We start from the raw sequence: 25,471 nt of genomic DNA on the forward strand, positions 1-25,471 counted from the left end.
TTCTGTTGAAGGTGAACCAACGACGAGGCGGCTACCGGCCGGTTCCGCTGCTTGTTAGCTTGGCCTCGCCCATCCACCAGAGACTAGCCGATGAATTCCCAGACTCCAGCGCTTTCCGCCAGACGACGCCTGCCCAAGGGCGTGACGCCCTATGTGTTCGCCCTCTATATGTCGACCATCATGGCCTTGCTGATGTGCCTGGTGATCACCCTGGCCGAGTTCGGGTTCGATGCCCATTACTTCAGGAATGTGATGAACGCCTACCAGGTGGCGATGCCTGCGGCGTTCGTCTGCGTGCTGCTGGTCAGACCGCTGGTGGCGCGGCTGGTCGCCCTGACCGTACAGGCCTGAGGCGTCCGGAATGGCGCTTGCCGCTGGCCGCCGGTTACCCGCGTTCGTGCCGGGCCAGCCAGGCCAGGACCGCGAGCCAGCAGACGCCCGTGGCGTAGTTGAGGCGCTGGTAGAGGCCGAAGCCCTGGCCGTCGGTGACCGCTCCCGCCATCAGGGCCGCGGTGACCAGCGCTAGCGCGGTGCAGAGGATCGAGAAGCAGGCAAAGCCCGGCGAGGCCAGCAGGCGCCTGCCAAGCCAGCCCCAGAGTGCACTGGCCAGGGTCAGCGACAGGAACATCACCAGGCCTGCCAGGTTGTGCAGCGTTTGCGAGCGCGAGGGCTGCACCGGGGCGCAGCCCTGATCGCAGGGAAAGACGCCGGTGGCGAAGCTCGCCAGGCCATGCAGCAGGATCAGGGCCGCACTCAGGCGGGCCAGGCGCGAACCGCGAAAGCGCCGGGCCAGGCCCAGGGCCACCAGCACGAAGAGCACGCCGAGCGGCAGGTTATTGATCCAGGCGGAAAAGCCCTGGGTAGGCGCATCGATGGCGCCCAACCGACTCAGGGCGTGGTCAACATGGCTATAGCCGGGATAGGCCAGGGCGGTCAGTCCTACACCGATCGTCAACCAGACAGGAATCACCAGACCCAAGCCCAGCAGAACCCGGTCGACCCTGTTCAAGGTGGACGTCCTCGTCATCATGGCTCGCGCTTCCTTGGTCTTCAGGTCCGCTCATGCTAGGAGGCGCTGGCCGGCGAGCGTTACGGATTTTTTTGCAAGGCAGCTTGCCCAGGCGTCATCCTGTGCCGCCCCGCCGCCAAGGATGACCGCCGATGACTAGACGCCTGCCCAGCACCACGGCGCTGGTGGCCCTGGAAGCGGCTGCCCGCCATCTCAGCTTCGCCAAGGCCGCGCAGGAGCTGGCGCTGAGTGAGGGCGCCATCAGCCGGCAGATCGCCAAGCTGGAGGCTGCGGTGGGTGTCCGGCTGTTCAATCGGATCGGCAATCGCGTCGAGCTCTCCGCCGCCGGTGCCGGCTATGCCGCCCATATACGCACGGCACTCGCCGACATCGAGCGCCATACCCAGCAGCTGATCGCCCAGGCCCGCGGCGCCACGACGCTGGAGATCGGCGTCATCCCGACCCTGGCCGGTCGCTGGCTGATCCCCCTCCTGGCGCGTTTCCACGAGCGCCATCCGGAGATCCAGGTCAACCTGCGCGAGCGGACGCAGCCCTTCGCCCTGGAGGGCAGCGGCCTGCATGCCGCGATCAACTACGAGCATCCGGCCTGGCAGAGCCTGAGGGTGCAACGGCTGTTCGAGGCGCAACTGGTCGCGGTCTGTCATCCGCGGCTGGCCGATCATCCGCCGGCCAGTCTGCCGTTGTTGCACAAGCGGGAGAGTCCGCACAGCTGGCGTCGTTATGCCGCGCTCACCGGACTGCCCTTAGGTGCCCAGGCGACCGGCCCTACCTATGATCGCTATTCGCTGCTGATCGAGGCCGCCAAGGCCGGTTTCGGCATGGCTCTGGTGCCCCAGCGCTACATCAAGGAAGACCTGGCCACCGGCCGCCTCCAGGCGCCCTGGCCGGTCATGCCCGAACTGCGCGAGCGCTATGTGCTGGTGACCCGTCCCGCGGAGGCCGTCAATCCGACGCTGGCGCTTTTCGAGCGGTGGTTGCTGGAAGAGGCCAGCCTGGAGTAGGGGAATTGCTACCCGAGGGTGGATAAGGCTGCGCCGTTTTCCACCCTGCGCTGGGGCATAGCGGGTGCGCTCCCTCTCCCTGGGGGCGCGGTAAGGGATCTGCAGGCTGGTTTGCAGCGAAGCCGCTATCGCAGCGGGCTCTTCCGCGTGGAAGAGGCTGCGCCGTTTTCCACCCTGCGCGGGACGCACCGGGTGTGCCCCCTCTCCCTGGGGGAGAGGGTCGAGGTGAGGGATCTGCAGGTTGGTTTACAGCGAAGTCGCTATTGCAGCGGGCTCTTCCGCGTGGAAAAGGCTGCGCCGTTTTCCACCCTGCGCGGGCCACACCGGGTGCGCCCCCTCTCCCTGGGGGAGAGGGTCGGGGTGAGGGAAGCTCCCGGCGCCAGACCTACACCTTGAAGCGCGCCGTCATCTCCTGCAGGCGCACGCCGATGCGGGCCAGCTCCATGCTCGAGGAAGCCGTCTCCTCGCTGGCGGCCGCGGTCTGGTCGGAGATGTCGCGGACGTTGGTGACATTGCGGCTGATCTCCTCGCCGGCCGAACTCTGCTGCTCGGCGGCGCAGGCGATCTGTTCGTTCATCGATTCGATGTCCTTGACCGACTGGGTGATGCGCTTGAGCATCTCGCCCGCCTCGCGCGACAGGCCGACGCTGCTGTCGGTCAGCTGCACGTTGTGGTCGAGCACCGTCGCCATGCGGTCGGTGCTCTGGTGCAGGCCGGTGATGAGCTGGGCGATCTCGTCCGTCGAGGAGCGGGTGCGCTGGGCCAGGCCGCGGACCTCGTCGGCGACCACGGCGAAGCCGCGGCCCGCCTCGCCGGCCCGAGCGGCTTCGATGGCGGCATTGAGCGCCAGCAGATTGGTCTGCTCGGAGACGGCCTTGATCACGTCGAGCACGCCGCCGATGCTATCGGCATGGCCGCGCAGGGTGGCCATGGCGGCCTTGGTCGATTCCATTTCCCGGGCCAGCACCTCGATCTGGTCGACCGCCTTGCTCACCGACTGCTCCCCTTGCTGGGCCTGCCGACTCGCTTCCAGTGCGGACTTGGCGGCATTCCCGGCGTTGCGCGCCACCTCGTGGGTGGTGGCGGTCATTTCCTGCATGGCGGTGGCGATCTGGTCGGTCTCGACCTTTTGCGATTGCACGCCAGCACTGGTCTGCTCGGTGACCGCCGACAGCTGCTCGGCGGCACTGGCCACCTGAACCACCCCGTCGCGCACCTCGCCGATCAGGCGCCGCAGGTTGCCGGTCATGCCTTGCATGCTGGTCTGCAGGGCGCCCAATTCATCCTTGCGCGTGACCTGCTGCTGATGGGTGAAGTCACCGTTGGCAACCTGCTTGGCCAGGGTCACGGTGTCCTGCAAGGGCTTGACGATAGAGCGGGTGATCAGCCAGGCACAGGTCAGGCCCAGGGCGATGGCGACGGCCAGCCAGATCAACAGCAGCTGACGGGCACCGGCCACGTCGGCCGCGCGGAATTCCTGCTGGATGGCGGTGAGCTTGTCGGCGATGCCGAGCAGGGTGGTGATGGTGGTGGTGATACCGCCCTGCGCCTGATCCACCTGCGCCTGCGCGGCCACCAGCTGGTCGAGACGCTGCCCGTAGGCGGTGATTTCACCGACCAGCTTTTGCACGGTCTCGGTCGGCAACGCCGTGGTGCCGAGCGCCTTGGCCTGGGTGAGGGTGGCATTGACGGAGGTGCGTGCCGTCTGCTCAGTGTCCTTCCCGGGTAAGCTGGCGTAGCCGCGGAAATCGACCCTCATCCGCTGTACACCGATGAACAGCGCCGCCAGCTGCTGGCGATCGGCCTGGCGGCCGGTCTCGCCATTCGCCTCTTCGGCCAGTGCCAGCAGCTGGGCATTGGCCGCCTCTGCCGCATTGCTGGCGATCTTGCGGATGGATTCCCGCTCGCGGGTGGCGGTGATCGTCTGGTTGTAGAAGTCGCGATAGCGTTTGAGCGCGGCCCCGGCCTCGTCGAGCAGGGCCTTGTTCGCCGGGGAGTTGAAGTGCGGGACGATGGCCTGCAACTGGCCTTCTGTCTTGTCCAGGGCGGCGAGCCACTTGGCCGCCTGGGCGTCATCGGCCTTGGTGAAATACACCAGTCGCTCGATGCGCATGTCGCGGGCCAGGGTGCTGTAGCCGGCGATATCGTTCATGCGCTCGCTGCGATCGCGCAGGGTATCGGTGGCCGACCAGCCGGTGTAGGCCACCAGCAGGATCATGCCGATGAGCAGGGCGAAGCCAAGGCCCAGCTTGGCCCTGACGCTTATATTGCTTAGTGGATTCCAGCCAACTTGCTGCATGTGGACTACCTGGATAGCGGAGCGTTGGAAGGTGCGGGTCCGGGGACCTCGCGCCTCGTGCTTCGCGGTTACGGCAGCCTCTGTCGATTCGTCAGCCGGCCGGCAGAAGCCGGCGGCGCGAAGGGGGCGCTTGGCAGCTTGTGCGGGTAACCACGGATTGACCCCAAGGACTCTTTGCGGGTACCGAGCCATCTGCCGTCGGGTCCCGATCCGTGACCTCGGCGAGGGCAGGGCGCTCGTCAGGACGGCTCAAGGACGGCGAGAACTCATCCACCGCGGTGCTTAAGGGTTGCTTAATAGAACGCGAATCGCCGCGATATTCGAGTCCGGACGATAGGCTGTGTGATTACCCGGATAGCCGGCAGGGTCTTGTGTGGTCCCACATCGTATCTGTTTGTTTTTTCAGGCTTTTTCTGCCTATTAGTTTGACGATATGGCGCCAGCTTGGATGGCGGAGAGGACTAACTGGCTGCTTCGGGCGCCATGAAAAACGCCCCGACCTGGAGGCCGGGGCGTCGTAGGGATCGCCGGGGCTAAGCGATTAGACCGCCGCGCTGCGCTCCTTGATGTCCTGGTGCAGGATGCGGTCGTTCTCGGAGTAGTCCACCGGGCAGTCGATGACGTGGACGCCGGGGGTGTCCAGGCAGTGCTGCACCAGTGGCGCGAAGGCCGCCGCGCTTTCCACGCGATGGCCGTGGGCGCCGTAGCTTTCGGCGTAGCGGACGAAGTCCGGGTTGCCGTAGTCCAGGCCGAAGTCCTCGAAGCCCATCTGCGCCTGCTTCCAGCGGATCATGCCGTAGCCGTCGTCGCGCAGGATGATGACCACCAGGTTCATCTTCAGACGCACCGCGGTTTCCAGCTCCTGGCTGTTCATCATGAAGCCGCCGTCACCGCACACCGCCACGATGGGGGTGTTGGGGTGTACCAGGCGCGCGGCCATGGCCGACGGCAGACCGGCGCCCATGGTGGCCAGGGCGTTGTCCAGCAGCACCGTGTTGGGCATGTAGGCCTTGTAGTTGCGGGCGAACCAGATCTTGTAGATGCCGTTGTCCAGGGCGACGATGCCGTCGGACGGCAGCACGTGGCGCAGATCGGCCACCAGGCGCTGCGGATAGACCGGGAAGCGGTCGTCGGTGGCGCCTTCGGCGACATGGGCCTCGTTGGCTTCGCGGATGGTCAGGAGGCGGTCGAAGTCCCAGGTGGGCTGGACCTCGATGCGCTCCTTGATCTCCCAGATGGCGTTGGCGATGTCGCCGACCACCTCGACCTGGGGGAAGTACACCGGATCGACTTCGGCGGAGCGGAAGTTGATGTGGATGACCTCGGTACCGCCGCGGGTCATGAAGAACGGCGGCTTCTCGATCACATCGTGGCCGATGTTGACGATGAGGTCGGCGGACTCCAGCGCACGGTGCACGAAGTCACCGGCGGAGAGGGCAGCGTTGCCCAGGAAGCGCGGATGGCGCTCGTCGACCACGCCCTTGCCGAGCTGGGTGGTGACGAAGGGGATGCCGGTCTTCTCGATCAGCTGGCGCAGGACGCGCGCGGTCATCTTGCGGTTGGTGCCGGCGCCCAGCACCAGCACCGGGCTGCGGGCGTTTTCCAGCTTGGAGACGGCGGCGGCGATGGCCTTGGCTTCGGCGACTGGACGACGGCTCAGGCTCGGCGGGACCGGCAGGCTCTCGGTGTGCTCGTCAGCGATGTCTTCCGGCAGTTCCAGGTGCACGGAGCCGGGCTTTTCTTCCTCGGCGAGGCGGAAGGCCTCGCGGATGCGCGACGGGATGTTGTCGGCGGAGGCGAACTGGTGGGTGTACTTGGTGAGCGGCGCCATCATGCGGCACACGTCGAGAATCTGGAAACGCCCCTGCTTGGATTTCTTGATCGGCTTCTGGCCGGTCAGCATCAGCATCGGCATGCCGCCCAGGTAGGCGTAGGCGCCGGCGGTGACCAGGTTGGTGGCACCTGGACCGAGGGTGGAAAGGCAGACACCGGTCTTGCCGGTGAAGCGGCCGTAGGTGGCGGCCATGAAGCCGGCGGACTGCTCGTGGCGAGTCAGGATCAGCTTGATCTGCGAAGAGCGACGCAGGGATTCCAGCAGGTCCAGGTTCTCTTCGCCGGGAATGCCGAAGATGTATTCCACACCCTCGTTCTCCAAGCAGCGAACGACCAGATCGGAGGCCTTCATCATGAGTGTTGTATTCCTTGTAGGGTGGATGGCGAGCGCCTGAGGCGCCTCCTCTATGAGGCGCGGCGATCACTGTACTCAGGAACGGCGAAACATTTCAAAACAAGGAACCACCCAGTTTTACTTCTGTGACGAATGGCCGCAGCGGAAACGATTCAGGCGATGCAGCGCTGTAGCGACGCCCGGGCGCGGCGCAGTTGCAGACCGGCGAACAGCAGGCCCAGCGCGGCGATCACCAGGGCCGGTTGCAGGTCGCCGGCGAAATGGCTGCTGGCCGCGCCGAGCAGCGGACCGAGCAACTGGCCGCTGGCGAAGCTGGCGGTGAGCACCCCGGCGTTGCGTTGCGGCGTGGCCGGTGCCAGCTCGCGGCCGTATTGCATCACCAGCTGCATGCAGGCGAGGAAGGGACCGCCGCAGAGCAGCACGCCGAGAAACAGCGCCAGGCTGCCCGGCAGGAGGCAGAGCAGTACGCCCGCGGCCTGTAGCCAAAGGGTTGCGATCAGCCAGCGCCGGGTGTCGGTGCCCGGGCGTCTCAGGCTGACCAGCACCACGCCCAGGGCCGCGGCCAGGCCGTAGCCGGGCCAGAAGAGGTCGGCCTGCCACTGGCCGTGGAAGCGGCTGGCGGCCATCTGCGAAAGAAAGGTCGCCGGCAGGATGTAGCCGACGCCCACCAGGCCATAGGCCAGGATCAGGCGGTTGAAGGCCGGGGAACGCTTGGCCGGCGCTGCGGCGGTGGGTAGCAGGGTGGCCGGACCGCGCCGTGGCAGCAGGGGCAGCAGCGCCAGGGTCGCCACGCTGGCGAGCAGGCCGTAGCTCAGCCACAGCTGATTGGAGCCACCGCCCAGGCGATTGCTGACGAGGGCCATCAACCCGCTGATGAGGATGCCCACCCCGGGACCGGTAAAGACCAGGGCGCCCAGGCGCGGCCGGCCGGCTTCGGCGGCCAGGGGCTGGCTGAGACCGGTCACCATCACCAGCACCCAGGCGCTGGCCAGGCCGGTGCCGAAGCGCAGCAGCGCCTGGGCGGCCAGGCCATCGGCCAGCAGCGACGCCAGGGTCAGGCCGGCGCAGAGCCAGAGGCCGCCGACCAGCCGCGCATGGGTCCGGCGGGCGAAGAGCGCATCCAGGGCGCCCAGCAGATAGCCCAGGTAGTTGGCCGCGGCCAGCAGGCTGGCGCCGGTGAGGTCGATCTGGCCTTCGGCGATCAGGTGCGGCAGGGCGGGGGTGAGGGCGAAGCGGCCGATGCCCATGGCGGTGGCCAGGGCGAGCAGGCAGGCCAGCAGGCGGGTGGTGGCGGTCATCGCAAGACTCCAGTAGCGAGCGGATGGGTACAGCCTAGGCCTTGAAGTTAATCAATAAAAACGAATAATAAAGAAATAGATGTTCAGCTAAAGAGAAAGGTGGTGATCCTTGGAATTCGCAGAGCTACGCATCTTCCAGGCGGTGGCCGAGGAGGGATCCCTGGTGAAGGCCGCCGAGCGGCTCAACCGGGTGCCGTCCAATCTCTCCACGCGCCTGCGCCAGCTGGAAGACAAACTGGGGGTGGAGCTGTTCCTGCGCGAACGCCAGCGGCTGCACCTGACCGCCGCCGGCCACCGGCTGCTGGACTACGCCCATCGCCTGTTCGCCCTGGCCGACGAGGCGCGCAGCGCGGTGCAGGGCGGCGAGCCGGCCGGTACCTTCGTGCTGGGCTCCATGTTCAGCACCGCGGCCATCCACCTGCCGGGGCTGCTGGCGCGCTATCACCAGCGCTATCCCAAGGTGAATCTGCAGGTGCACAGCGGCCCCAGTGGCGAACTGGTCGAGGGCCTGCTGGCCGGTCGCCTGGACGCCGCCCTAGTGGACGGCCCGGCGCCCGACGCGGCGCTGGAAGGTCAGCCCTGGTTCGAGGAGCGCCTGGTGCTGATCACCGGACTGGAACTCGGTCCGGTGCGTTCGCCCGCCGACGTGGCGGGGCGCCCGGTGTTCGGTTTTCGCGCCGGCTGCTCCTATCGTCGCTACCTGGACACCTGGTACGCCGCCGCCGGGGTGCCCAGCGGACCGGTGATGGAGATCGAGTCCTACCACAGCATGCTGGCCTGCGTGATCACCGGCGGAGTGGCGCTGATGCCGGAATCCATGCTCGACAGCCTGCCCGGTCGCGAGCGGGTGCAGCGTCACGAAATCCAGGCACGCTTCGCCCGGGCCACCACCTGGCTGATGTGGCGCAAGGGCCGCGAGGGGGCCAATCTGCGCAGTTGGCTGGAGTTGCGCGAGAGCCTGCAGACCGACCGCGAAGCTGTTGCTTTGGTGTGATGATTACCCGATCCTAGGCGGCGGTTTCCTACCGTCTACCGAGGACGATCATGATAAGAATAGCCATCGTCGGTTTGGGCAAGATCGCCCGTGACCAGCACCTGCCGGCGCTCGCCGCCAATCCCGACTACGAGCTGGTCGCCGTGGCCAGCCGCAATGCCCAGCTCGACGGCGTCGCCCACTATCCCAGCCTGAGCGCCCTGCTCGAAGACGGTCCGGCGATCGACGCCGTGTCGCTTTGTGCGCCCGCGGCGGTGCGCTACGAACAGGCCCGCGAGGCCCTGGCGGCGGGCAAGCACGTGATGCTGGAGAAACCGCCGGGGGCGACCCTGAGCGAGGTGGACGCCCTGGCGCGCCAGGCCGAGGCGGCCGGTCTTTCGCTGTTCGCCACCTGGCATTCCCGCCATGCTCAGGGCGTGCAGCCGGCGCGCGCGTGGCTGGAAGGCAAGCGCATCCAGGCGGTCCGGATCGAGTGGAAGGAAGACGTGCGCGTCTGGCATCCGGGTCAGGCCTGGATCTGGGAACCGGGCGGCATGGGCGTCTTCGATCCGGGCATCAATGCCCTGTCCATTGTCACCGCCATCCTGCCGCGGCCGTTCTTTCTCAAGGAGGCGACGCTGCAGGTGCCCGGCAACTGCCAGACCCCGGTGGCGGCGCAACTGGCCTTCGTCGACAGCGCCGGGGTGCCCATCGCCGCCGACTTCGACTTCCTGCAGACCGGGCCCCAGACCTGGGACATCCACGTCGACACCGATGCGGGTCGCCTGACCCTGAGCAAGGGCGGCAGCGAGCTGTACCTGGACGGCCAACTGAGCCACCAGGGCCCGGACAGGGAATACGCCGGTCTCTATGCGCGCTTCGCCGAGCTGGTGGCGCAGAACCGCTCCGACGTGGACGTGGCGCCGCTACGGCATGTGGCCGATGCCTTCCTCTATGGCCGACGCGAGACGGTGGCGGAGTTTCACGAGTAGGGCCTCCCTCACCCCAGCCCTCTCCCGGAGGGAGAGGGGGCGCCACCTCGGGCTCGTGTAGGTTGGGTTGAGCGCAGCGAAGCCCAACAGGGATGGCTTGGCTTGTTGGGCTTCGACGGTGGAGCTGTCTCAACCCACCTACGGTACGGCTTCCCTCACCCCAGCCGTCTCCCGGAGGGAGAGGGGGCGCCACCTCGGGCTCTTGTAGGCTGGGTTGAGCGCAGCGAAGCCCAACAAGGGTGGCTTGGCTTGTTGGGTTTCGATGATGGAGCTGTCTCAACCCAATCTACGGCTCGGTGGCTTCCCTCACCCCAGTCCTCTCCCGCAGGGCAAGGGGGCGCCACCTCGGGCTCGTGTAGGTTGGGTTGAGCGCAGCGAAGCCCAACAAGGGTGGCTTGGCTTGTTGGCTTCCCTCACCCCAACCCTCTTCCCAAGGGAGAAAGGCGCTCAGCTGCGGCCTAGGGTGGAAAACGGCGCAGCCTTTTCCACGCGGGCTGGCTCGATGCTCAACGCCGCTCCAGCAACACCCCACTCTCCATGTGGTGCGTCCAGGGGAACTGGTCGAACAGGGCGCAGCGGGTGATGCGGTGGGTGTCCTGCAGCTGGGCGATGTTCTCGGCCAGGGTCTCCGGGTTGCAGGAGATGTAGAGGATGCGCTCGAAGCGGCGGGTCAGTTCGCAGGTGTCCGGATCCATGCCGGCGCGCGGCGGATCGACGAACACGGTGCCGAAGTCGTAGCTCTTGAGATCCACGCCGGCCAGGCGCCGGAAGGGGCGGACCTCGTTGAGCGCCTGGGTCAGTTCCTCGGCGGAGAGCCGCACCAGGCTGACGTTGTCCACGCCATTGCTGGCCAGGTTGTGCAGGGCGGCGTTGACCGAGGTCTTGCTCACCTCGGTGGCCAGCACCTTGCGGACCCGGCTGGCCAGCGGCAGGGTGAAGTTGCCGTTGCCGCAATAGAGCTCCAGCAGATCGTCCTCGCGCTCGCCCAGGGCGGTATGGGCCCAGGTCAGCATCTTCTGGTTGACGGTGCCATTGGGCTGGGTGAAGCCGCCCTCGGGTTGCAGATAGCTATAGGTCTTCCCGGCCACCTCCAATTCTTCGAGCACATGGTCACGCCCGATCACCAGGCGCTGACCGCGGGAGCGACCGATCAGACTGACACCGAGGTCGGCGGTCAGGCGCTCGGCGGCGGCCTGCCAGGCGGCGTCCAGCGGGCGGTGGTAGGCCAGGGTGATCAGCGCATCGCCGCTCAGGGTGGTGAGGAATTCCACCTGGAACAGCTTGAACGACAGCGCCACGTCCGCCTGCCAGCCGGCCTTGAGCCGGGGCATCAGGTCGTTGATGCGCTGGCTGGCGATGGGGAAGTCCTCGATGAGGATCGGCGTGTGCTTGTCGCCCGGGGCGAACATCGCGTAGTGGCGCTCTTCGTTCTCCCGCCACAGGCGGAATTCGGCGCGCAGCCGGTAGTGCTGCAGCGGCGAGGCGAAGACCTCCGGCTCGGGCGCCTGGAAGGGCGCCAGCAGGTCGCGCAGGCGACCGGCCTTGGCATCGAGTTGGGTCTGGTAGTCGGCGGGGGCGAAGGAAGGCTGGGACATGGTAGATCCGGAGAGACGATAAGGCGGGGAAACCCTCGGGACCAGGGCCCCGAGGGTGAAGGGTCAGGCGTTGAACCAGCCCAGCTTGATGACGAACAGGATCGACAGCACGATCAGCGCCGAATTCAGCTCGCGGGTACGGCCGGACAGCAGCTTGATGACCGTCCAGGTGATGAAGCCGAAGGCGATGCCGTTGGCGATGGAATAGGTCAGCGGCATGGCCAGGGCGGTGACCAGCACCGGGGCGGCGGTGGTCAGGTCGTCCCACTCGATCTCGGCCAGGCCCGAGGTCATCAGCACGGCGATGAAGAACAGCGCCGGGGCGGTGGCGAAGGCCGGCACGCTACCGGCCAGGGGAGCGAAGAACAGCGCCAGCAGGAACAGCACCGCGACCACCACGGCGGTGAGGCCGGTACGACCCCCGGCGGAAACGCCCGCGGCCGATTCGATGTAGCTGGTGGTGGTGGAGGTGCCCAGCAGCGAGCCGAACATGGCGGCGGAGCTGTCGGCGATCAGGGCGCGGCCCATCTTCGGCAGATGGCCGTCCTTGCCCATCAGGCCGGCGCGCTTGGCCACGCCGATCAGGGTGCCGGAGTTGTCGAACAGGTCGACGAACAGGAAGGCGAAGATGACGCTGATCAGGCCGACGTCCAGGGCCCCCCGGATGTCCAGCTGCAGGAAGGTCGGTGCCAGCGACGGCGGCATGGAGACCAGGCCGCCGAAGGCGCTGACGCCCAGGGCGATGGCGATCACGGTGACCACCAGGATGCCGATCAGCACCGCGCCGGTGACCTTGCGCGCCTCGAGCACGACGATCAGGAAGAAGCCGAGGATGGCCAGCAGCGGACCGGGTTTGGACAGGTCGCCCAGGCCCACCAGGGTCGCCGGATTACCCACCACGATGCCGGCGGTCTGCAGGGCGATCAGCGCCAGGAACAGGCCGATGCCGGCGGCGATACCCGAGCGCAGCGGGAGCGGGATGCTGTTGATGATCCATTCGCGGATGCGAAAGATCGACAGCAGGAAGAACATCAGCGCCGAGAGGAACACCGCGCCCAGGGCCACCTGCCAGGTATGGCCCAGGTGCAGGACCACGGTGTAGGTGAAGAAGGCGTTGAGGCCCATGCCGGGGGCGAGGGCGATGGGGTAGTTGGCGATGAGTCCCATGAGCGCCGAGCCGATGGCGGCGGCCAGGCAGGTGGCGACGAAGATCGCGCCCTTGTCCATGCCGGTCGCGCCGAGGATGCTCGGGTTGACGAACAGGATGTAGGCCATGGCCAGGAAGGTGGTCACCCCAGCCAGCAGTTCGGTGCGGACAGAGGTGTTGTGGGCCTTGAGTTGGAAGAGTCTTTCCAGCATGGGATGCCTCGTGCGCGCCGGTCTGATCGGAAAAAACGGCGCGCATCATAACAGGTCGGTTAACACGGGTAAGGCACTAAGACTTACCCCCAAATCGGCATCGGGTCGAGCACTGTCCGGTCGGTCAGCTTTTCGCAGTGTGGCCGCTGACCGAATCGCCTGCGTTGCGGGCCAGGCGGAAGGCATCCAGGGTGCTCAGGATGCCGAGCACGGCCACTATGCAAAAGGCTAGCCGGAAGTCCGACAACTGCGGATCGAGGTGGCCGTGCCACTCCATCGAGGCGCGCAGCAGCAGGGCGGCGATGGCCACGCCCAAGCCCATGGCCAGCTGAAAATTGGTGCTGAACAGGGTGGACGCATGGCTCAGCTGGGGTTTCGGGATGTCGGCGAAGGCCAGGGCATTGCTGGCGGTGAATTGCAGCGAGCGGGACACGCCGCTGGCGAACAGCAGCAGCACGATCAGCGGCAGCGGCCAGTCCGGGGTGAGCAGACCACATGCCAGCAGGCTGAGCGCGCTGAGCACGCCGTTCATGGTCAGGATGGCGCGCAGGCCGAAGCGGCGCATGGCGGCGGTGGTGAAGGGCTTGGCCGCCAGGTTGCCGGCAAACAGCGCCAGGAGCAGCAGGCCGGCCTGGAAGGCGTCCAGGCCAAAGGCCAGCTGGAACATCAGGGGGAGCAGAAAGGGCGCGGTCGCGATGGTGACGCGGAACAGGCCGCCACCGAGGATGGCGGCGCGGTAGGTGGGAATCCGCAGTGTGCCAAAATCGATCAGCGGACGTTCGATCTTCGTCATGTGACGCACCGCCTTGGTGCCGAGGATCAGCCCTATCCCCATCCAGGCCAGGTTGCTGCCCAGGCTGCCGTGGTTCTGGCCGAGCCGTTCGACGCCCCACATGAAGGCGACGCAGGCCCCGCCCAGCAGCAGGAAGCCGCGCCAGTCCAGCGGATGGCGCTGGGTCGGCAGGTCGGCGGGCACCAGACGCCAGGCCAGCAGCAGGGCGATCGATCCCAGCGGCAGATTGAGATAGAAGATCCAGCGCCAGTCGGCATAGGTGGTGATCAGGCCGCCCAGGGGCGGGCCCAGCACGGGGGCCACCAGGCCCGGCCAGGTGATGAGGGCGATGGCGCGCACCAGTTCGTGCTTTTCGGTGACCTGCAGCACCACCAGCCGCCCGACCGGAACCATCAGCGCGCCGCCGAGCCCCTGGAGGATGCGCGCGGCGATGAATTGCTCGAGGGAGAGGGCCATCCCACACAGCAGCGAGGCCAGGGTGAAGACGCCAATAGCCAGGGTAAAGACCGGTCGTGGACCGAAGCGCTCGGCGATCCAGCCGCTGACCGGGATGCCTACGGCAATGGCCAGCAGATAGGAGCTGATGCCCAGGTTGAGGTCCACCGGATCACGGCCGAAAGACGCCGCCATCTGCGGCAGGGCCGTGGCGATCACGGTGGCGTCGAGGTTTTCCATGAAAAAGGTAAAGCTCACCAGGCCGGCGAGAATCTTCCAGCGTTCCATGGGTCAGCGCCTCAGGCCAAGGGGTGGGCTACTCTGCCTGAGGTGCTGCAAGGCGCGCCAGCCCTGGCTTGCCGATAAAAACTCAAAGGATTTGCCACCGTCTCTCGAACAGGCTGCTAAAGTCCAGAGGAGACAGGTTCGCTAATCGTCATCGCCATGAGGAAGCCGTTGCATGAAGGACGTGATCGATAGCCACATCATGGCCATGGCGGAAGCCCGGCGGCTGCTCGAACGGGGTAGCCAGGCCAAGCGCCAGCATCAGCGCTATTTCCTCAACTTCCTGACCCTGCGTCAGGAGGCCTCACTCCTCAGCCAGCAGTCCTATCGTCTGAGTTGCTCGCTGGACGCCTTTTCCACCCAGCGCTCACGCCAGTTGCCCCCGGTGCTGACCCTGGTAAAGGCAGACCGGGACGAATGCCAGTAAGGCCAAAGGCGTAGCCGTAGGTATTCGTGGAGCTTTTCCGCTGACCCCGGGGTCAAAACCTCGAATGCAGAGGAGAAACACCCCCATGATCAAGCAATCGCTGCTCTCTCTGGCCCTGGGTACCGTCGTCCTGACCGGCGCCCTGCAGGCCCAGGCCGCGCCCGAGGCCATGACCCCGGTCAAGCCCGCTGCCGACAAGGCGGCTTCGGAGCCCACCAGCTCGCAGTACCAGAACAAGGTCAACAAGAAGGATGCCAATCAGAGCGATGATGCCGTCACTCATGACCCTGATCATCCTACCTTTGAACTCGAAGAGGGTGGCCGGGCGCCGCGCAAGTACATCCGCGACGAGTACGTGATCAAGGACTTCAAGAAGCACGGCCTGGAGCAGCCGGGCGAAGACAGCCAGTGGGTCAAGATCGGCTCCGACTATGTACTGATCAAGCGCAGCAATGCGGTGATCGACAAGATCGTCAAAGCCAAGCAGTGATCCACCATGGCCGGGGCCGATTCTCGACCCCGGTGGTATTCGGGGTGTCCAGGCGGCATGCTGAGGCACCCTTTTCGGAGTTTTTTGCATGACCAGTGAAATTCGCGTCGTCGCCATCCTGCAGGCCAAGCCCGGCCAGGCCGCAGCCGTCGAGAACGCCCTACGCGCCATCGTCGCCCCTTCCCGCGCCGAGGCCGCCTGCCATTTCTACACTCCGCACCGTGATCCGAGCCACGAGGGTCGCTATGTCTTCATCGAGCGCTGGGCCAGCCGCGAGGCCCTGGCCGAGCACGAGGAGACCGCGCACTTCAAGCAGCTGCTGAGCGATCTCGATGGCCTGCTCACCGAGGCGCCTCAGGTGATGATCCTGGAAGAATTGCCGCTGGCCTGAGTCGGGCGACATAGCGCTGTCATTTGCCTGAGTCACCCTGGCCTCTTTTCGTGGAGGCTTGGATGAACCCCTCTCGACGTCAAGCGCTAGGTCTGCTCGGTCTGGGTCTGAGCGCGCCCTGGTTCGCCGGGTGCAGCGCGCGTGAACCGCAACTGGATCCCTTCACCCTGGGCGTCGCCAGTGGCGATCCCGCTGCCGATGGCTTCGTCATCTGGACCCGCCTGGCGCCGGATCCCCTGGCCGAGGATGGCCTGGGCGGTCTGCATGCCCCGGTCGAGGTGCGGTGGGAAGTCGCCCTGGATCCGGGGCTGCGCCAGGTGGTGCAGAGCGGTACGGTCCAGGCGCAGCCCCGGGCGGCCTTCAGCGTGTCCATCACCCTGGTAGGTCTGCTGCCGGGGCGACCCTATTGGTACCGCTTCACCGCCCTGGGGCATCAGAGTCGCATCGGTCGCGCCCTCACGCTGCCGCCGCCGGCCAGCGCGCCGCAGCGACTCAAGCTGGTGGCGGCCTCCTGCTCCCACTATGAGAAGGGCTTCTTCAGTGCCTATCGGCACATGGCCGACGAGCAGCCGGACCTGGCGCTGTTCCTCGGCGACTACATCTATGAGTCCAATGTGCCGCTGCTGCTGCCAGCGATCCGCCGCCACGGCCTGCCGGAGGCCCGCGACCTGGCCAGCTATCGGCGGCGCCATGCCCTTTACCGCACCGATCCCGATCTGCAGTACCTGCATGCCGATGTCACCAGCCTGCTGACCTGGGACGACCACGAGGTGCAGAACGACTATTCCGGTCCCTGGTCGGCGGATCCCCGGGTCAGTCTGGCCGCCTTCGCCGCGCGACGGCAGGCGGCCTACCAGGCCTTTCGCGAACACGCCCCGCTGCGCGCCTGGCGCACCCAGGGCAGCGCGCTGCGCCTCTATGACCGGTGGCGCTTTGGCGACCTGGCGGAGATCCACCTGCTCGATGGCCGGCAATACCGCAGCGAACCGGCCTGCGCGACGACCAGGACCCGCGGTGGCCATCTGGTCGCGCCGGATTGCCCGGGCCTGCGTGATACCACGCGCAGCATGTTGGGGCGGGCGCAGGAGGATTGGCTGCTGGACGGCTTTCGCCATAACGGTACGCAGTGGAACCTCATTGCCCAGGATCTCCTGCTCGCACCCCTGCGGCAGCGCCTGCCGGATGGCGATCCGGCGCGCTGGACCGATGGCTGGGACGGCTATCCGGCCACCCGCGAGCGCCTGCTGGCGGCCATGGCCGCGAGTCGCCTGGCCAATCCGGTGACCCTGGGCGGGGACATCCATTCCTTCTGGGTGACGGATCTGCACCGCGATCCGGAGGACGAGCGGAGCCCGGTGGTGGCGAGCGAGTTCGTCGGCACTTCCATCACCTCGGACGGACCGGATTACCGACGCTTCCAGGCGCTGTTGCCGGAGAATCCCCAGGTGCGTTTCTTCGACAGCCGGGAGCGTGGCTATCTGGCCCTGGAGCTGACGCGGGAGCGGCTGCAGGTGGATCTGCGCACCATCAGTGACCGAACGCGCCCGGATGCCAGGCGCGGCACCCGGGCGAGCTTCGTGGTGGAGGCGGGACGGCCAGGGGCCGTCCCGGTCTAGCGGATCAGACGAACAGCGACAGCAGCATGATGAAGGCCAGGGCCACCACCGAGAGGATGGTTTCCATCATCGACCAGGTCTTGAAGGTCTCGGCCACGGTCATGTTGAAGTACTGCTTCACCAGCCAGAAGCCGGCGTCGTTGACGTGGGAGAGGATCACCGAACCGGCGCCGGCGGCCAGCACCAGCAACTCCTTGTTCACCCCGGGGATCAGCGCCACCACGGGGGCGACGATGCCGGCGCCGGTGATGGTCGCCACGGTGGCGGAACCGGTAGCCACGCGGATCACCGCTGCCACCAGCCAGGTCAGCAGGATCGGCGAGATCTGCGTCTGCACCGCCAGGTTGCCGATCACCTCACCCACGCCGCTGGCCACCAGCATCTGCTTGAAGCCACCGCCAGCGCCAACGATCAGCACGATGGCCGCCACCGGCGCCAGGCTCTGGTCGAGCAGCTTGACGATCTTCTCGCGGGAGAAGCCGCAGGCGGTGCCGAAGCTGTAGAAGCTCAGCAGCAGGGCGGCGAGCAGGGCGGTGATGGGGTGGCCGATGAAGTCCATCCAGATGCGGAAATGGTTGTCGGCGGCAAAGAAGATATCGGCGAAGGCCTTGAGCAGCATCAGGATCACCGGCAGCAGCACGGTGAAGACGGTGATGCCGAAGCCCGGCAGGTTGCGGTTGTCGGTTTCCTGGGCGATCTGGGCGACCAGCTCGGGATTGGCCGAGCCGGGGATGCGCTTGGAGATCCAGGCGCCGAAGATGGGACCGGCGATCATGGCGGTGGGCAGGCCGACGATCAGGCCGTAGAAGATGGTCTTGCCGATGTCGGCACCGAACACCCCGACCGCCAGCAGCGGACCCGGGTGCGGCGGCACCAGGCCGTGCACGGCGGACAGGCCGGCCAGCAGCGGGATGCCCAGCTTGACCAGCGACAAGCCGGTACGGCGGGCGACGATGAACACCAGGGGCGCCAGCAGCACGAAGCCGATCTCGAAGAACAGCGGGATGCCCACCAGGAAGGCGGCGAACATCATCGCCCAGTGCACGCGCTTGATGCCGAAGGCGCGGATCAGCGTCTGGGCGATCTGGTCGGCGCCGCCGGAATCGGCCATCAGCTTGCCGAGCATGGTGCCGAGGCCCAGCAGGATGCCGACGAAGCCGAGCACGCCGCCGAAGCCGTCCTGGAAGGATTTCATGACCTTTTCCACCGGCATGCCGGAGGTCAGGCCGAGAAAGCCCGAGGCGATGGTCAGGGCGATGAAGGGATGGACCTTGAACTTGGTGATCAGGAGCACCAGGCCGACGATGGTGACCGCGGCGTCGAGCAGAAGGAAGCTGTTGTGGTCCATGCCGAACATGGCGCCTCTCCTATTGTTGTTGTGGGCGTTGCGGGTGGTTGGATTGGGTAGCGCTGTCTCGTCAGGCCGGCTGGGCCAGGCGAATCGAGGTGTTCCACCAGGCCGACACCTGGGTGCCGATGGCGGGCAGGCTGTCGCGTGCGTCCACTACCAGCGTAGCCGGTTCACCGTGGGGTGCTTCGAGGGTGGCGAACTGACTGTCGATCAGGCTGGCGGGCATGAAGTGCCCCGGGCGATTGGCCACGCGCTGGGCGGCGGTCTCGCGGGTCAGTTCGAGAAAGACGAAGCCGAGACCGGGCACGGCCTGGCGCAGCTGGTCGCGATAGCGGCGCTTGAGTGCGGAACAGGTGAGCACCGGGCGTTCGCCCGCGGCCACGGCAGCGGCCAGTTCTTCACCGAGGCGGGTCAGCCAGCCGGCGCGATCCCCGTCGTCGAGGGGGATGCCGGCGCTCATCTTGGCGATGTTGGCGGCGGGGTGGAAGGCGTCGCCTTCGATCAGGCGGCCACCGTCCTGCTCGGCGATGGCCGCGCCGACGCTGCTCTTGCCGCAGCCTGCGACGCCCATGACCACCAGCGCGGGAATGGGAGTGTTCATCGTCACCTCCGGTCTGGAGACAGCGCTACCCCGAAAAGCGGAAAAGGCAGCGGCTTCCAGTTCTTGTCGATCTTGTTAGGCCGAATGCCGACGCGGTGCGGAAGGCCACGTCAGGCTTGTAGTGTCTGCTGAGACAGCGCTACCTTAGGCGCGTTCTCCGTCTCTGACAAGCCTGAAACCATAACAATGAATCGAACGGGTTCTCGTAGTTCCGGTCGGCCCACCCTCACCGAGGTGGCGCTGCAGGCCGGTGTTTCCCCCATCACGGCCTCGCGTGCCCTGCGCGGTGTCGCCAGCGTGGCACCGGAGCTGGTCACCCGCGTGCAGGAGGCCGCCGCGCGCCTTGGCTATGTCACCAATCCGGCCGCTCGTGCCCTGGCCTCGGCCCAGGGGCATTCGGTGGTGGTGCTGGTGCCCTCGCTGTCCAACCACCTGTTCATCGAGCCCCTCGAGGCCATCCACGAGGTCCTGCGTCCCCGTGGCCTGGAGGTGCTGATCGGCAACTACCACTACGATCCCGAGGAAGAGGAAAAGCTGATCCGCAACTACCTGGCCTATCAGCCCCGGGGACTGCTGCTGACCGGCTTCGACCGCACCGACGCCGCGCGCCAGCTGCTGGCGGCCAGCGGGGTGCCGCGGGTGCACATGATGGAGCTGGACCCGGCGGGGGCGGTGCCCAGCGTCGGCTTTTCCCAGCGCGCCGCCGGAGCCGCCGCGGCGCGGCATCTGCTGGCGGCCGGACGCAAGCGCCTGGGCTATGTGGCCGCCCAGCTCGACCCGCGGGCACTGGCCCGAGGGGAGGGCTTTCGCGAGGTGCTGCGCGAGGCGGGCTGCTATGACCCGAGTCTGGATGTACTGGATCCGCAGCCGTCGTCCGTGGGCCTGGGCGCCCGACAGTTTCGCGAACTGCTGGCCCGCCGCCCGGATGTCGACGGCCTGTTCTTCTGCAACGACGACCTGGCCCAGGGCGCGCTGTTCGAGGCGCAGCGGCTGGGCATCGCCATCCCCGAACGGATCTCGGTGCTGGGCTTCAACGACCTGCCCGGCTCGGCGCACACGGTCCCCCGGCTGACCTCCATCCAGACCCCCCGCGCCGCGGTAGGGCGCCAGGCCGCGACCCTCCTGCTGGGGCTGCTCGACGGCCGCCGCCAACCGACCTGCGTAGACCTGGGATTCGAGTTGGTGAGTCGGGAGAGTGTGTAGGGCTTTGGCTTGGGTCGATCGTGACCACGGCGGTCCGTCGATGCAGCCAGAACTGTATGACTTTGCTTATCGCGGCCATGGGCCGCTCCTACCGGGCTTGACGCTTCTGTAGGAGCGGCCCATGGCCGCGATATGGTTTTGCTCCGACAACGAATAATCCATCTTCTGGCATCCATCAGCTCCGCGGACCGTCATAACCGCGATCGCGGTGCAGCAGGTCTTACCGCAACGCCTTGGCCAATATCCGCGACTGCCCCCGGAAATCCTGGCGGGCATAGAAGGCCTGGGCGTCCTCGTTGAATTCCATGACCTCCAGGCGCAATTCGTCGACGTCGTTGTCCCGCGCCCAGGCTTCCACTGCGTCCAGCAGCCGGGCACCCACGCCCAGCCGTCGGTGGCAGGCCGACACCACCAGGGTGCCGATCCGGCAGAGGATCAGCGGCTGCAGAAAGGAAATCGAGCGGGTGTCGGACAGGCGCGCGGTAACGAAGCCGACCATTTCGTCACCGGCCTCGGCGACGAACAGCACCCCGTCTTCCGGCTCCAGCTGGGCGGCCCAGTAGTCCTGGTCGCGCCAGCCGCCGGAGGGCTCGGCGAAGGTCGCCGGGGCCTGCCGGTGATGCTGCTCGGCGAGTTGCTCGGCCAGCCGGCAGACGGCGGCGAGATCGGTGACGAAGGCGGGACGGATACGCAAGAGCGGTGCTCGCAAGAGGAGTCGGCCGTTCACCTTACGCCGCGCTGCGCGGGTCAGGAAGCCTTGGCATCCAGCTGCTGGTACCAGTCGGCATAGGGGGTGTTCCTGGCCATCCGCCGGTTGTAGTCGGGCGCGCCATCGGTCCACCAGACCGGTCCGCGCTCGCCCAGGGCGTGCTTGGCGGCGTCCACCGCGGCGCGTGCGCTGCGCAGGGCGGCTTCGTCACCCTGACGCTTGGCCACGCCCACCTGACGGCGGGCATCCATCAGTTCATGGGTCAGCAGGTCGCGGCGGTCGGCGGGCAGACTGGGGTCGGTGCAGCGCCAGAGTCGGCCCCTGACCACGAAGTAGCGTCCGTCCGGGGTGGTGGGATAGCGCATGGCAAGGGCCCCTTGGTCAGTCGTCGATGTCGAGCAGGCCGCGGCAATCCGGATAGTTCGAGCAGGCCCAGAATTCCCGGCCCTGGTGGCGACCGCTGCGCGCGCGGCGGCGGACCATGGGCGCCTGGCATTCCGGGCATTCCGGCGCCAGGGGCTGGCTGGGCGCTGCGGTTCGCTGGCGCGGACGGCGCCCGCCGAACACGGCGTCGCGCACGGCGGTGGCGGAATAGCGCGCCGCCGCCGGGATCTCCACCAGGCGCAACTGGGCGGCCTCGCACACTGCGCGAACGAAGCGGTCGCGCTGCTGGCGATGGCGCTGCAGGTGCGATCTGTCGTTGAGTTCGACCACGGCGTGCACGGCGAGGTCGTCGCGGCGGCAGATGGCGAAGTCGAAGTGCTTGCAGTTGATGCGATTCTGCGCGATCAGATAGCGGCGGCGATCGCGCAGCGGCAGGGTCTGGACCACATCGGCGATGCGCACCTTGCCGAACACCCGGTAGTCGTCGCCCACGGCTTCGTCGAGCACCGCGAGAAAGGCCTGTTCGGCGGGGGTGAAGAGGGCTTCGACCTGGCGATAGGGAAAGGCGGCCTGGCGCCGGCGCTGCCACCACCACAAAACCCCCAGAAGCAGCAGTCCGGCCGGGACCAGCAGGGGCAGGTAACGCTCGTACATCTCGAACTCCAACAGCGGGGCGCCATGATAGTGAGTTCCGGCGCCGGACAGCAGCGGTGGCGACGAAGCGTCAGTCGCGCCGCGGGAGTTGCCGTTGCAGATCGTCCAGCCGCAGCAGGGTCACCGACTTCAGACAACTCAGATACTGCAGCTGCTGCATGGCGCCCCGGAATCCGCGCGTCGCGTCAGCGCAGCGGGGGGCGCGGTCGCTTTGCCAGAGCTGCTGCAGACGTTCGAAGGCGGGTCGTTGCGCAGCGGAGAGCGCGGCCAGGCGGCGGCCGTAGATGTCGGCCAGCCGGGCTTCGGCCAGGGCCAGATCCCCGGCGGCGCAGGCCGCCAGCTGCGCCTCGCTGCCCTGGCGATCGCAGTCGGCCGGGGGCTGCTCGGCGGCCAGGGCGGCGGTCGAGAGCAGCAGGGCGAGCAGGGCGGACAGGCGACAGGTGTTCATGCAGGCTGACTATTGCAGGGGCGGGCCGCCTAGACTGCCGTAAAAGCGCGGCTCTCACCAGGCGCCGCCGGTCTCCTGCGGCTCGCCCTGGGTCTCGCGGAATTGGCGGATCTGCACCAGCAGCCAGTCGATCCAGCGCTGTACCGGCGCGTCCACCGGGCCCTTGGGCAACACCAGGAAGTAGGCCTGGGTCGACAGCTGGTTGAACCGATCCGGCAGCGGGCGGACCAGGGCGCCGCTGGCCAGCAGGCGCTGGGCCAGCACGCAGCCGCCGAGGGCCACGCCCTTGCCGGCCGCGGCCTGTTGCAGGGCCATGCCACTCAGCGAATAGCGCGGACCGCGCAGACTTTCGCCCAGGGGTACCTGCTGGCTGGCGAACCAGTCCTGCCAGGCGTTGAAACGGCTGCTGGGCCGGCCCGAACGCCAGCCGCCGGGCCATTCGGCATGCAGCAGCGGATAGGCCAGCAAGGCGGCGGGTTCTGTCAGTGGCGTCGGGATCAGCGTCGGGCTGCACACCGGAAAGATCCATTCGCGCAGCAGCAGGCGCGTCTCGCCGTCCTGCCAGTCGCCCCGGCCATAGCGGATCGCCGCCTGGGCACCGCCCTCGGTACCCAGCGGTACGATGGCGGAGGAGGCATCTAGAAAGACCTCGATATCCGGATGCTGGCGCTGGAAGTCTTCCAGGCGCGGCAGCAGCCATTCCTGGCCAAAGGTGGGCGGCGCACTGACGGTCAGGACGCTGCTCTTGACCCGCGCCCGGGCGACGGCGCGGGTCAGGCCGTCGAGGTGCGGCGCGATCTCCGACGCCAGGGCGCGCCCCTGGACGGTGAGGCGCACGCCCTGGGCCAGGCGCTCGAACAGCGGCTGCCCCAGCTCTTCCTCGAGCAGGCGGATCTGCCGGCTGATGGCGCCCGCGGTGACGTGCAGCTCGTCCGCGGCCTTGGCGAAGTGCTGGTGTCGCGCGGCAGCGGCAAAGGCGCGCAGAGCATTGAGGGGGAGGGCGGTCGTCACACGGAGCCTTAGTTTTCCTGAGCCTGACGCCCATTAAACATCGTTTGTCCGACCTGTTCAGCCACCTTCACCATGCAGGCTCACTTTTTCCTGGAGCGACGCTCATGCGCAAGGAGCTGGATCTCCCCGCCGTGCTGGTCATGCTGGTGCTCTGCCTGGTCTGGGGCCTGCAGCAGACGGCGATCAAGGCCATCGCCGAGCAGGTGGATCCGCTGCTGCAGATCGGCTGGCGCTCGCTGCTGGCGGCCGGGCTGCTCTATGGCCTGGCGCGCTGGCGCGGCATCCGCTGCCTGGGTCGCGACCAGACGCTGCTTCCCGGGCTGCTCGCCGGGTCGCTGTTCGCCCTGGAATTCCTCTGCATGGCGGTCGGCCTGAAATACACCAGCGCCGCGCACATGGTGGTGTTCATCTACACGGCGCCGCTGTTCGCCGCCTGCGGCCTGCACTGGCTGGTGCCCGGGGAGCGGCTGTCGGGGCGGCAGTGGCTGGGCATGCTGCTGGCGGCCACTGGGGTGGTCTGCGCCTTCCTGATCGGCAAGCCGAGCGGCGGCACCAGCTGGCTGGGCGATCTGATCGGTCTGGCCGGCGGCGCCGCCTGGGGCGCCACCACGGTGCTGATCCGCCGCAGTGCCCTGGCCGAGGCGCCGCCGCTGCGCACCCTGTTCTATCAACTCGGGGTGACCGGCGTGGTGCTGCTGGCGCTGGCCCTGCCGCTCGGCAAGCGCCTGGATCTGGCCGGGCTGGATTCCCTGGCCTGGTCGAGCCTGGCCTTTCAGGTGTTCATCGTCGCTGGTATCAGTCTGCTGGGCTGGTTCGTGCTGCTCAGTCGCTATCGCGCGGCGCCCCTGGGCGTGCTGACCCTGCTGACGCCCCTGTTCGGTGTGCTGATGGGCGTCTGGCTGCTGGGCGAGACCCCGGGTCCGGGATTTCTCGCCGGCGCGGCCCTGGTGCTCAGCGGGCTGTTGATCGTCAGCTATCCTTCCCGCTCGCGAGTCGCGTCCCGCTGACTCGCCTGGCCCTGAGCATCCGATGTCGTCCACCTCGCTGAATCCCTGGTTGCTGCGCCTCATTCCCCTGGTGTTCCTGGCCCTGTGGTCCGCCGGCTTCGCCGTGTCCAAGGTGGGTCTGGCCTATGCGCCGCCCTTCACCCTGCTGGCGATGCGCTATGCGCTGGCCTTCAGCGTGCTGCTGGTGGCTTTCCTGGTCCTGCGTCCGCCGCTGCCACGAACGCGGCGGGAATGGGCGAATCTCGCCGTGGTGGGCTTTCTGATCCAGGGCGTCTATTTCGGCATGAGCTATGGCGCCCTGGTGCTGGGCGCCTCGGCCAACGTGGTGGCCATGGTTGCTTCGTTGCAGCCGATCCTGGTGGCCCTGGGCGCACCCCTGCTGGTGGGCGAGCGGGTGACGCCGCTGCAGTGGCTGGGGCTGGCCCTGGGGCTGCTCGGCGCCATCGGGGTGATCCTGGCCCGGGCCAGCGTCGCCGTGGAGTCCGTCCCGGGCATCTTCCTGGCGGTCGGCGCGCTGCTGGGCATGACCAGCGCCGTGCTCTACGAAAAGCGCCTGGGCGTGGCCCAGCATCCGGTCACCAACAACCTGGTGCAGTACAGCGTCGGCCTGGTCTGCTGCGCGCCGGTGGCGCTGCTGTTCGAGCACAATCCGGTGCACTGGGCGCCGGCCTTCATCGGCGCCCTGGCCTACCTGGTACTGGCCAACTCGCTCCTGGCCATCAGCCTGCTGGTGTGGATGATCCGCGCCGGCGAGGCGGCGCGGGTCAGTGCGCTGTTCTTTTGCGTGCCGCCGGGCGCCGCCCTGAGCGCCTGGCTACTGCTGGGCGAGACCCTGCCGCCGCTGGCCTGGGTGGCCATGGTGATCGCCATCGGTGGGGTGCTGCTGGCGACACGGGCCGGGGGCAAGGCGGCGCGCTGAACCGCGCCGCCC

25 protein-coding genes and 1 pseudogene are annotated in these 25,471 nt (G+C 67.5%); 11 read left to right on the forward strand and 15 right to left on the reverse strand.

The window, feature by feature from the left end:
* Nucleotides 1-90: 90 nt before the first annotated feature.
* Complete coding sequence (locus QKY98_RS13465) at nt 91-351, forward strand: DUF2798 domain-containing protein (protein WP_077171901.1); 261 nt, start codon at nt 91-93, stop codon at nt 349-351.
* Nucleotides 352-385: 34 nt separating this feature from the next.
* Here QKY98_RS13465 and QKY98_RS13470 read toward each other — a convergent pair whose 3' ends face one another.
* A complete protein-coding gene (locus QKY98_RS13470) occupies nt 386-1,027 on the reverse strand; it encodes a DUF998 domain-containing protein (protein ID WP_074584483.1) in 642 nt (213 codons plus the stop codon).
* Nucleotides 1,028-1,161: 134 nt separating this feature from the next.
* Between QKY98_RS13470 and QKY98_RS13475 the strand changes: the two genes are divergently transcribed.
* Nucleotides 1,162-2,031 (forward strand): LysR substrate-binding domain-containing protein, encoded by an 870-nt coding sequence (locus QKY98_RS13475; RefSeq protein ID WP_284671054.1) that lies wholly within the window; start codon nt 1,162-1,164, stop codon nt 2,029-2,031.
* A 385-nt stretch (nt 2,032-2,416) separates the two neighbouring features.
* Here QKY98_RS13475 and QKY98_RS24005 read toward each other — a convergent pair whose 3' ends face one another.
* The 4 genes and pseudogenes from QKY98_RS24005 to QKY98_RS13490 all read right to left on the reverse strand — a co-directional run bounded on the left by QKY98_RS24005 (nt 2,417) and on the right by QKY98_RS13490 (nt 7,816).
* Nucleotides 2,417-3,289 carry a methyl-accepting chemotaxis protein gene (locus tag QKY98_RS24005; RefSeq protein ID WP_420893620.1) on the reverse strand — a complete coding sequence of 291 codons (873 nt, stop codon included), beginning with the start codon at nt 3,287-3,289 and terminating at the stop codon, nt 2,417-2,419.
* Nucleotides 3,290-3,322: 33 nt separating this feature from the next.
* Nucleotides 3,323-4,522 (reverse strand): annotated as a pseudogene (locus tag QKY98_RS24010) (methyl-accepting chemotaxis protein); the annotation flags it as partial.
* A gap of 349 nt (nt 4,523-4,871) precedes the next feature.
* Nucleotides 4,872-6,518: an acetolactate synthase large subunit gene (locus QKY98_RS13485; RefSeq protein ID WP_027597019.1), complete on the reverse strand. Its 1,647-nt coding sequence runs from the start codon at nt 6,516-6,518 to the stop codon at nt 4,872-4,874.
* 152 nt (nt 6,519-6,670) lie between these two features.
* Entirely contained in the window at nt 6,671-7,816 is a 1,146-nt protein-coding gene (locus QKY98_RS13490) for a YbfB/YjiJ family MFS transporter (RefSeq protein WP_027602626.1), read from the reverse strand.
* 109 nt (nt 7,817-7,925) lie between these two features.
* Between QKY98_RS13490 and ptrR the strand changes: the two genes are divergently transcribed.
* A complete protein-coding gene (gene ptrR, locus QKY98_RS13495; RefSeq protein WP_027602627.1) occupies nt 7,926-8,810 on the forward strand; it encodes a putrescine utilization regulator PtrR in 885 nt (294 codons plus the stop codon).
* A 50-nt stretch (nt 8,811-8,860) separates the two neighbouring features.
* Entirely contained in the window at nt 8,861-9,781 is a 921-nt protein-coding gene (locus QKY98_RS13500) for a Gfo/Idh/MocA family protein (RefSeq protein WP_284671055.1), read from the forward strand.
* Between the two features lie 506 nt (nt 9,782-10,287).
* Here QKY98_RS13500 and trmA read toward each other — a convergent pair.
* From trmA to QKY98_RS13515, 3 genes are all read right to left on the reverse strand, one after another.
* Entirely contained in the window at nt 10,288-11,376 is a 1,089-nt protein-coding gene (trmA, locus tag QKY98_RS13505; protein WP_284671056.1) for a tRNA (uridine(54)-C5)-methyltransferase TrmA, read from the reverse strand.
* A gap of 63 nt (nt 11,377-11,439) precedes the next feature.
* Nucleotides 11,440-12,735 carry an NCS2 family permease gene (locus tag QKY98_RS13510; RefSeq protein WP_027602630.1) on the reverse strand — a complete coding sequence of 432 codons (1,296 nt, stop codon included), beginning with the start codon at nt 12,733-12,735 and terminating at the stop codon, nt 11,440-11,442.
* A gap of 124 nt (nt 12,736-12,859) precedes the next feature.
* The gene (locus QKY98_RS13515) at nt 12,860-14,251 is read right to left on the reverse strand and encodes an MFS transporter (protein WP_284671057.1); all 1,392 of its coding nucleotides are present in this window, start codon (nt 14,249-14,251) and stop codon (nt 12,860-12,862) included.
* 172 nt (nt 14,252-14,423) lie between these two features.
* Between QKY98_RS13515 and QKY98_RS13520 the strand changes: the two genes are divergently transcribed.
* The 4 genes from QKY98_RS13520 to QKY98_RS13535 all read left to right on the forward strand — a co-directional run bounded on the left by QKY98_RS13520 (nt 14,424) and on the right by QKY98_RS13535 (nt 17,172).
* Nucleotides 14,424-14,675, forward strand: coding sequence for a hypothetical protein (locus QKY98_RS13520; protein WP_027597012.1), 252 nt, complete (start codon nt 14,424-14,426; stop codon nt 14,673-14,675).
* 85 nt (nt 14,676-14,760) lie between these two features.
* Nucleotides 14,761-15,165: an RcnB family protein gene (locus tag QKY98_RS13525; protein WP_027597011.1), complete on the forward strand. Its 405-nt coding sequence runs from the start codon at nt 14,761-14,763 to the stop codon at nt 15,163-15,165.
* Between the two features lie 88 nt (nt 15,166-15,253).
* Nucleotides 15,254-15,556 (forward strand): putative quinol monooxygenase, encoded by a 303-nt coding sequence (locus tag QKY98_RS13530; protein ID WP_027602631.1) that lies wholly within the window; start codon nt 15,254-15,256, stop codon nt 15,554-15,556.
* Between the two features lie 62 nt (nt 15,557-15,618).
* Complete coding sequence (locus QKY98_RS13535) at nt 15,619-17,172, forward strand: alkaline phosphatase D family protein (RefSeq protein ID WP_284671058.1); 1,554 nt, start codon at nt 15,619-15,621, stop codon at nt 17,170-17,172.
* 4 nt (nt 17,173-17,176) lie between these two features.
* Here QKY98_RS13535 and QKY98_RS13540 read toward each other — a convergent pair whose 3' ends face one another.
* Together QKY98_RS13540 and QKY98_RS13545 are read right to left on the reverse strand one after the other, a co-directional pair.
* Entirely contained in the window at nt 17,177-18,529 is a 1,353-nt protein-coding gene (locus tag QKY98_RS13540; protein WP_007159329.1) for a GntP family permease, read from the reverse strand.
* Between the two features lie 61 nt (nt 18,530-18,590).
* Nucleotides 18,591-19,124, reverse strand: a complete 534-nt coding sequence (locus QKY98_RS13545) for a gluconokinase (protein WP_169854092.1) — start codon at nt 19,122-19,124, stop codon at nt 18,591-18,593.
* 186 nt (nt 19,125-19,310) lie between these two features.
* Between QKY98_RS13545 and gntR the strand changes: the two genes are divergently transcribed.
* Nucleotides 19,311-20,327 (forward strand): HTH-type transcriptional regulator GntR, encoded by a 1,017-nt coding sequence (gene gntR / locus QKY98_RS13550; protein WP_027602634.1) that lies wholly within the window; start codon nt 19,311-19,313, stop codon nt 20,325-20,327.
* A 220-nt stretch (nt 20,328-20,547) separates the two neighbouring features.
* Here gntR and QKY98_RS13555 read toward each other — a convergent pair whose 3' ends face one another.
* The 5 genes from QKY98_RS13555 to QKY98_RS13575 all read right to left on the reverse strand — a co-directional run bounded on the left by QKY98_RS13555 (nt 20,548) and on the right by QKY98_RS13575 (nt 23,533).
* The gene (locus tag QKY98_RS13555; protein ID WP_327170493.1) at nt 20,548-21,168 is read right to left on the reverse strand and encodes a GNAT family N-acetyltransferase; all 621 of its coding nucleotides are present in this window, start codon (nt 21,166-21,168) and stop codon (nt 20,548-20,550) included.
* A complete protein-coding gene (locus tag QKY98_RS13560) occupies nt 21,075-21,401 on the reverse strand; it encodes a hypothetical protein (protein ID WP_027602636.1) in 327 nt (108 codons plus the stop codon). The genes QKY98_RS13555 and QKY98_RS13560 overlap by 94 nt, the downstream gene beginning before the upstream one ends.
* A gap of 16 nt (nt 21,402-21,417) precedes the next feature.
* Nucleotides 21,418-22,074, reverse strand: coding sequence for a DUF2726 domain-containing protein (locus tag QKY98_RS13565; RefSeq protein WP_284671059.1), 657 nt, complete (start codon nt 22,072-22,074; stop codon nt 21,418-21,420).
* Nucleotides 22,075-22,144: 70 nt separating this feature from the next.
* Nucleotides 22,145-22,522, reverse strand: a complete 378-nt coding sequence (locus tag QKY98_RS13570) for a lysozyme inhibitor LprI family protein (RefSeq protein ID WP_284671060.1) — start codon at nt 22,520-22,522, stop codon at nt 22,145-22,147.
* A 54-nt stretch (nt 22,523-22,576) separates the two neighbouring features.
* Nucleotides 22,577-23,533, reverse strand: a complete 957-nt coding sequence (locus QKY98_RS13575) for a LysR substrate-binding domain-containing protein (RefSeq protein WP_284671061.1) — start codon at nt 23,531-23,533, stop codon at nt 22,577-22,579.
* A 104-nt stretch (nt 23,534-23,637) separates the two neighbouring features.
* On the opposite strand from QKY98_RS13575, the gene QKY98_RS13580 reads away from it, so the two are divergent.
* Together QKY98_RS13580 and QKY98_RS13585 are read left to right on the forward strand one after the other, a co-directional pair.
* Nucleotides 23,638-24,540, forward strand: coding sequence for a DMT family transporter (locus tag QKY98_RS13580; RefSeq protein ID WP_027597001.1), 903 nt, complete (start codon nt 23,638-23,640; stop codon nt 24,538-24,540).
* Between the two features lie 22 nt (nt 24,541-24,562).
* A complete protein-coding gene (locus QKY98_RS13585; protein WP_027597000.1) occupies nt 24,563-25,459 on the forward strand; it encodes a DMT family transporter in 897 nt (298 codons plus the stop codon).
* The last annotated feature ends 12 nt before the right edge of the window (nt 25,460-25,471 follow it).

Origin of the sequence: Pseudomonas sp. HR1, assembly GCF_030175875.1 — a bacterium.
Taxonomy (GTDB): domain Bacteria; phylum Pseudomonadota; class Gammaproteobacteria; order Pseudomonadales; family Pseudomonadaceae; genus Chryseomonas; species Chryseomonas oryzihabitans.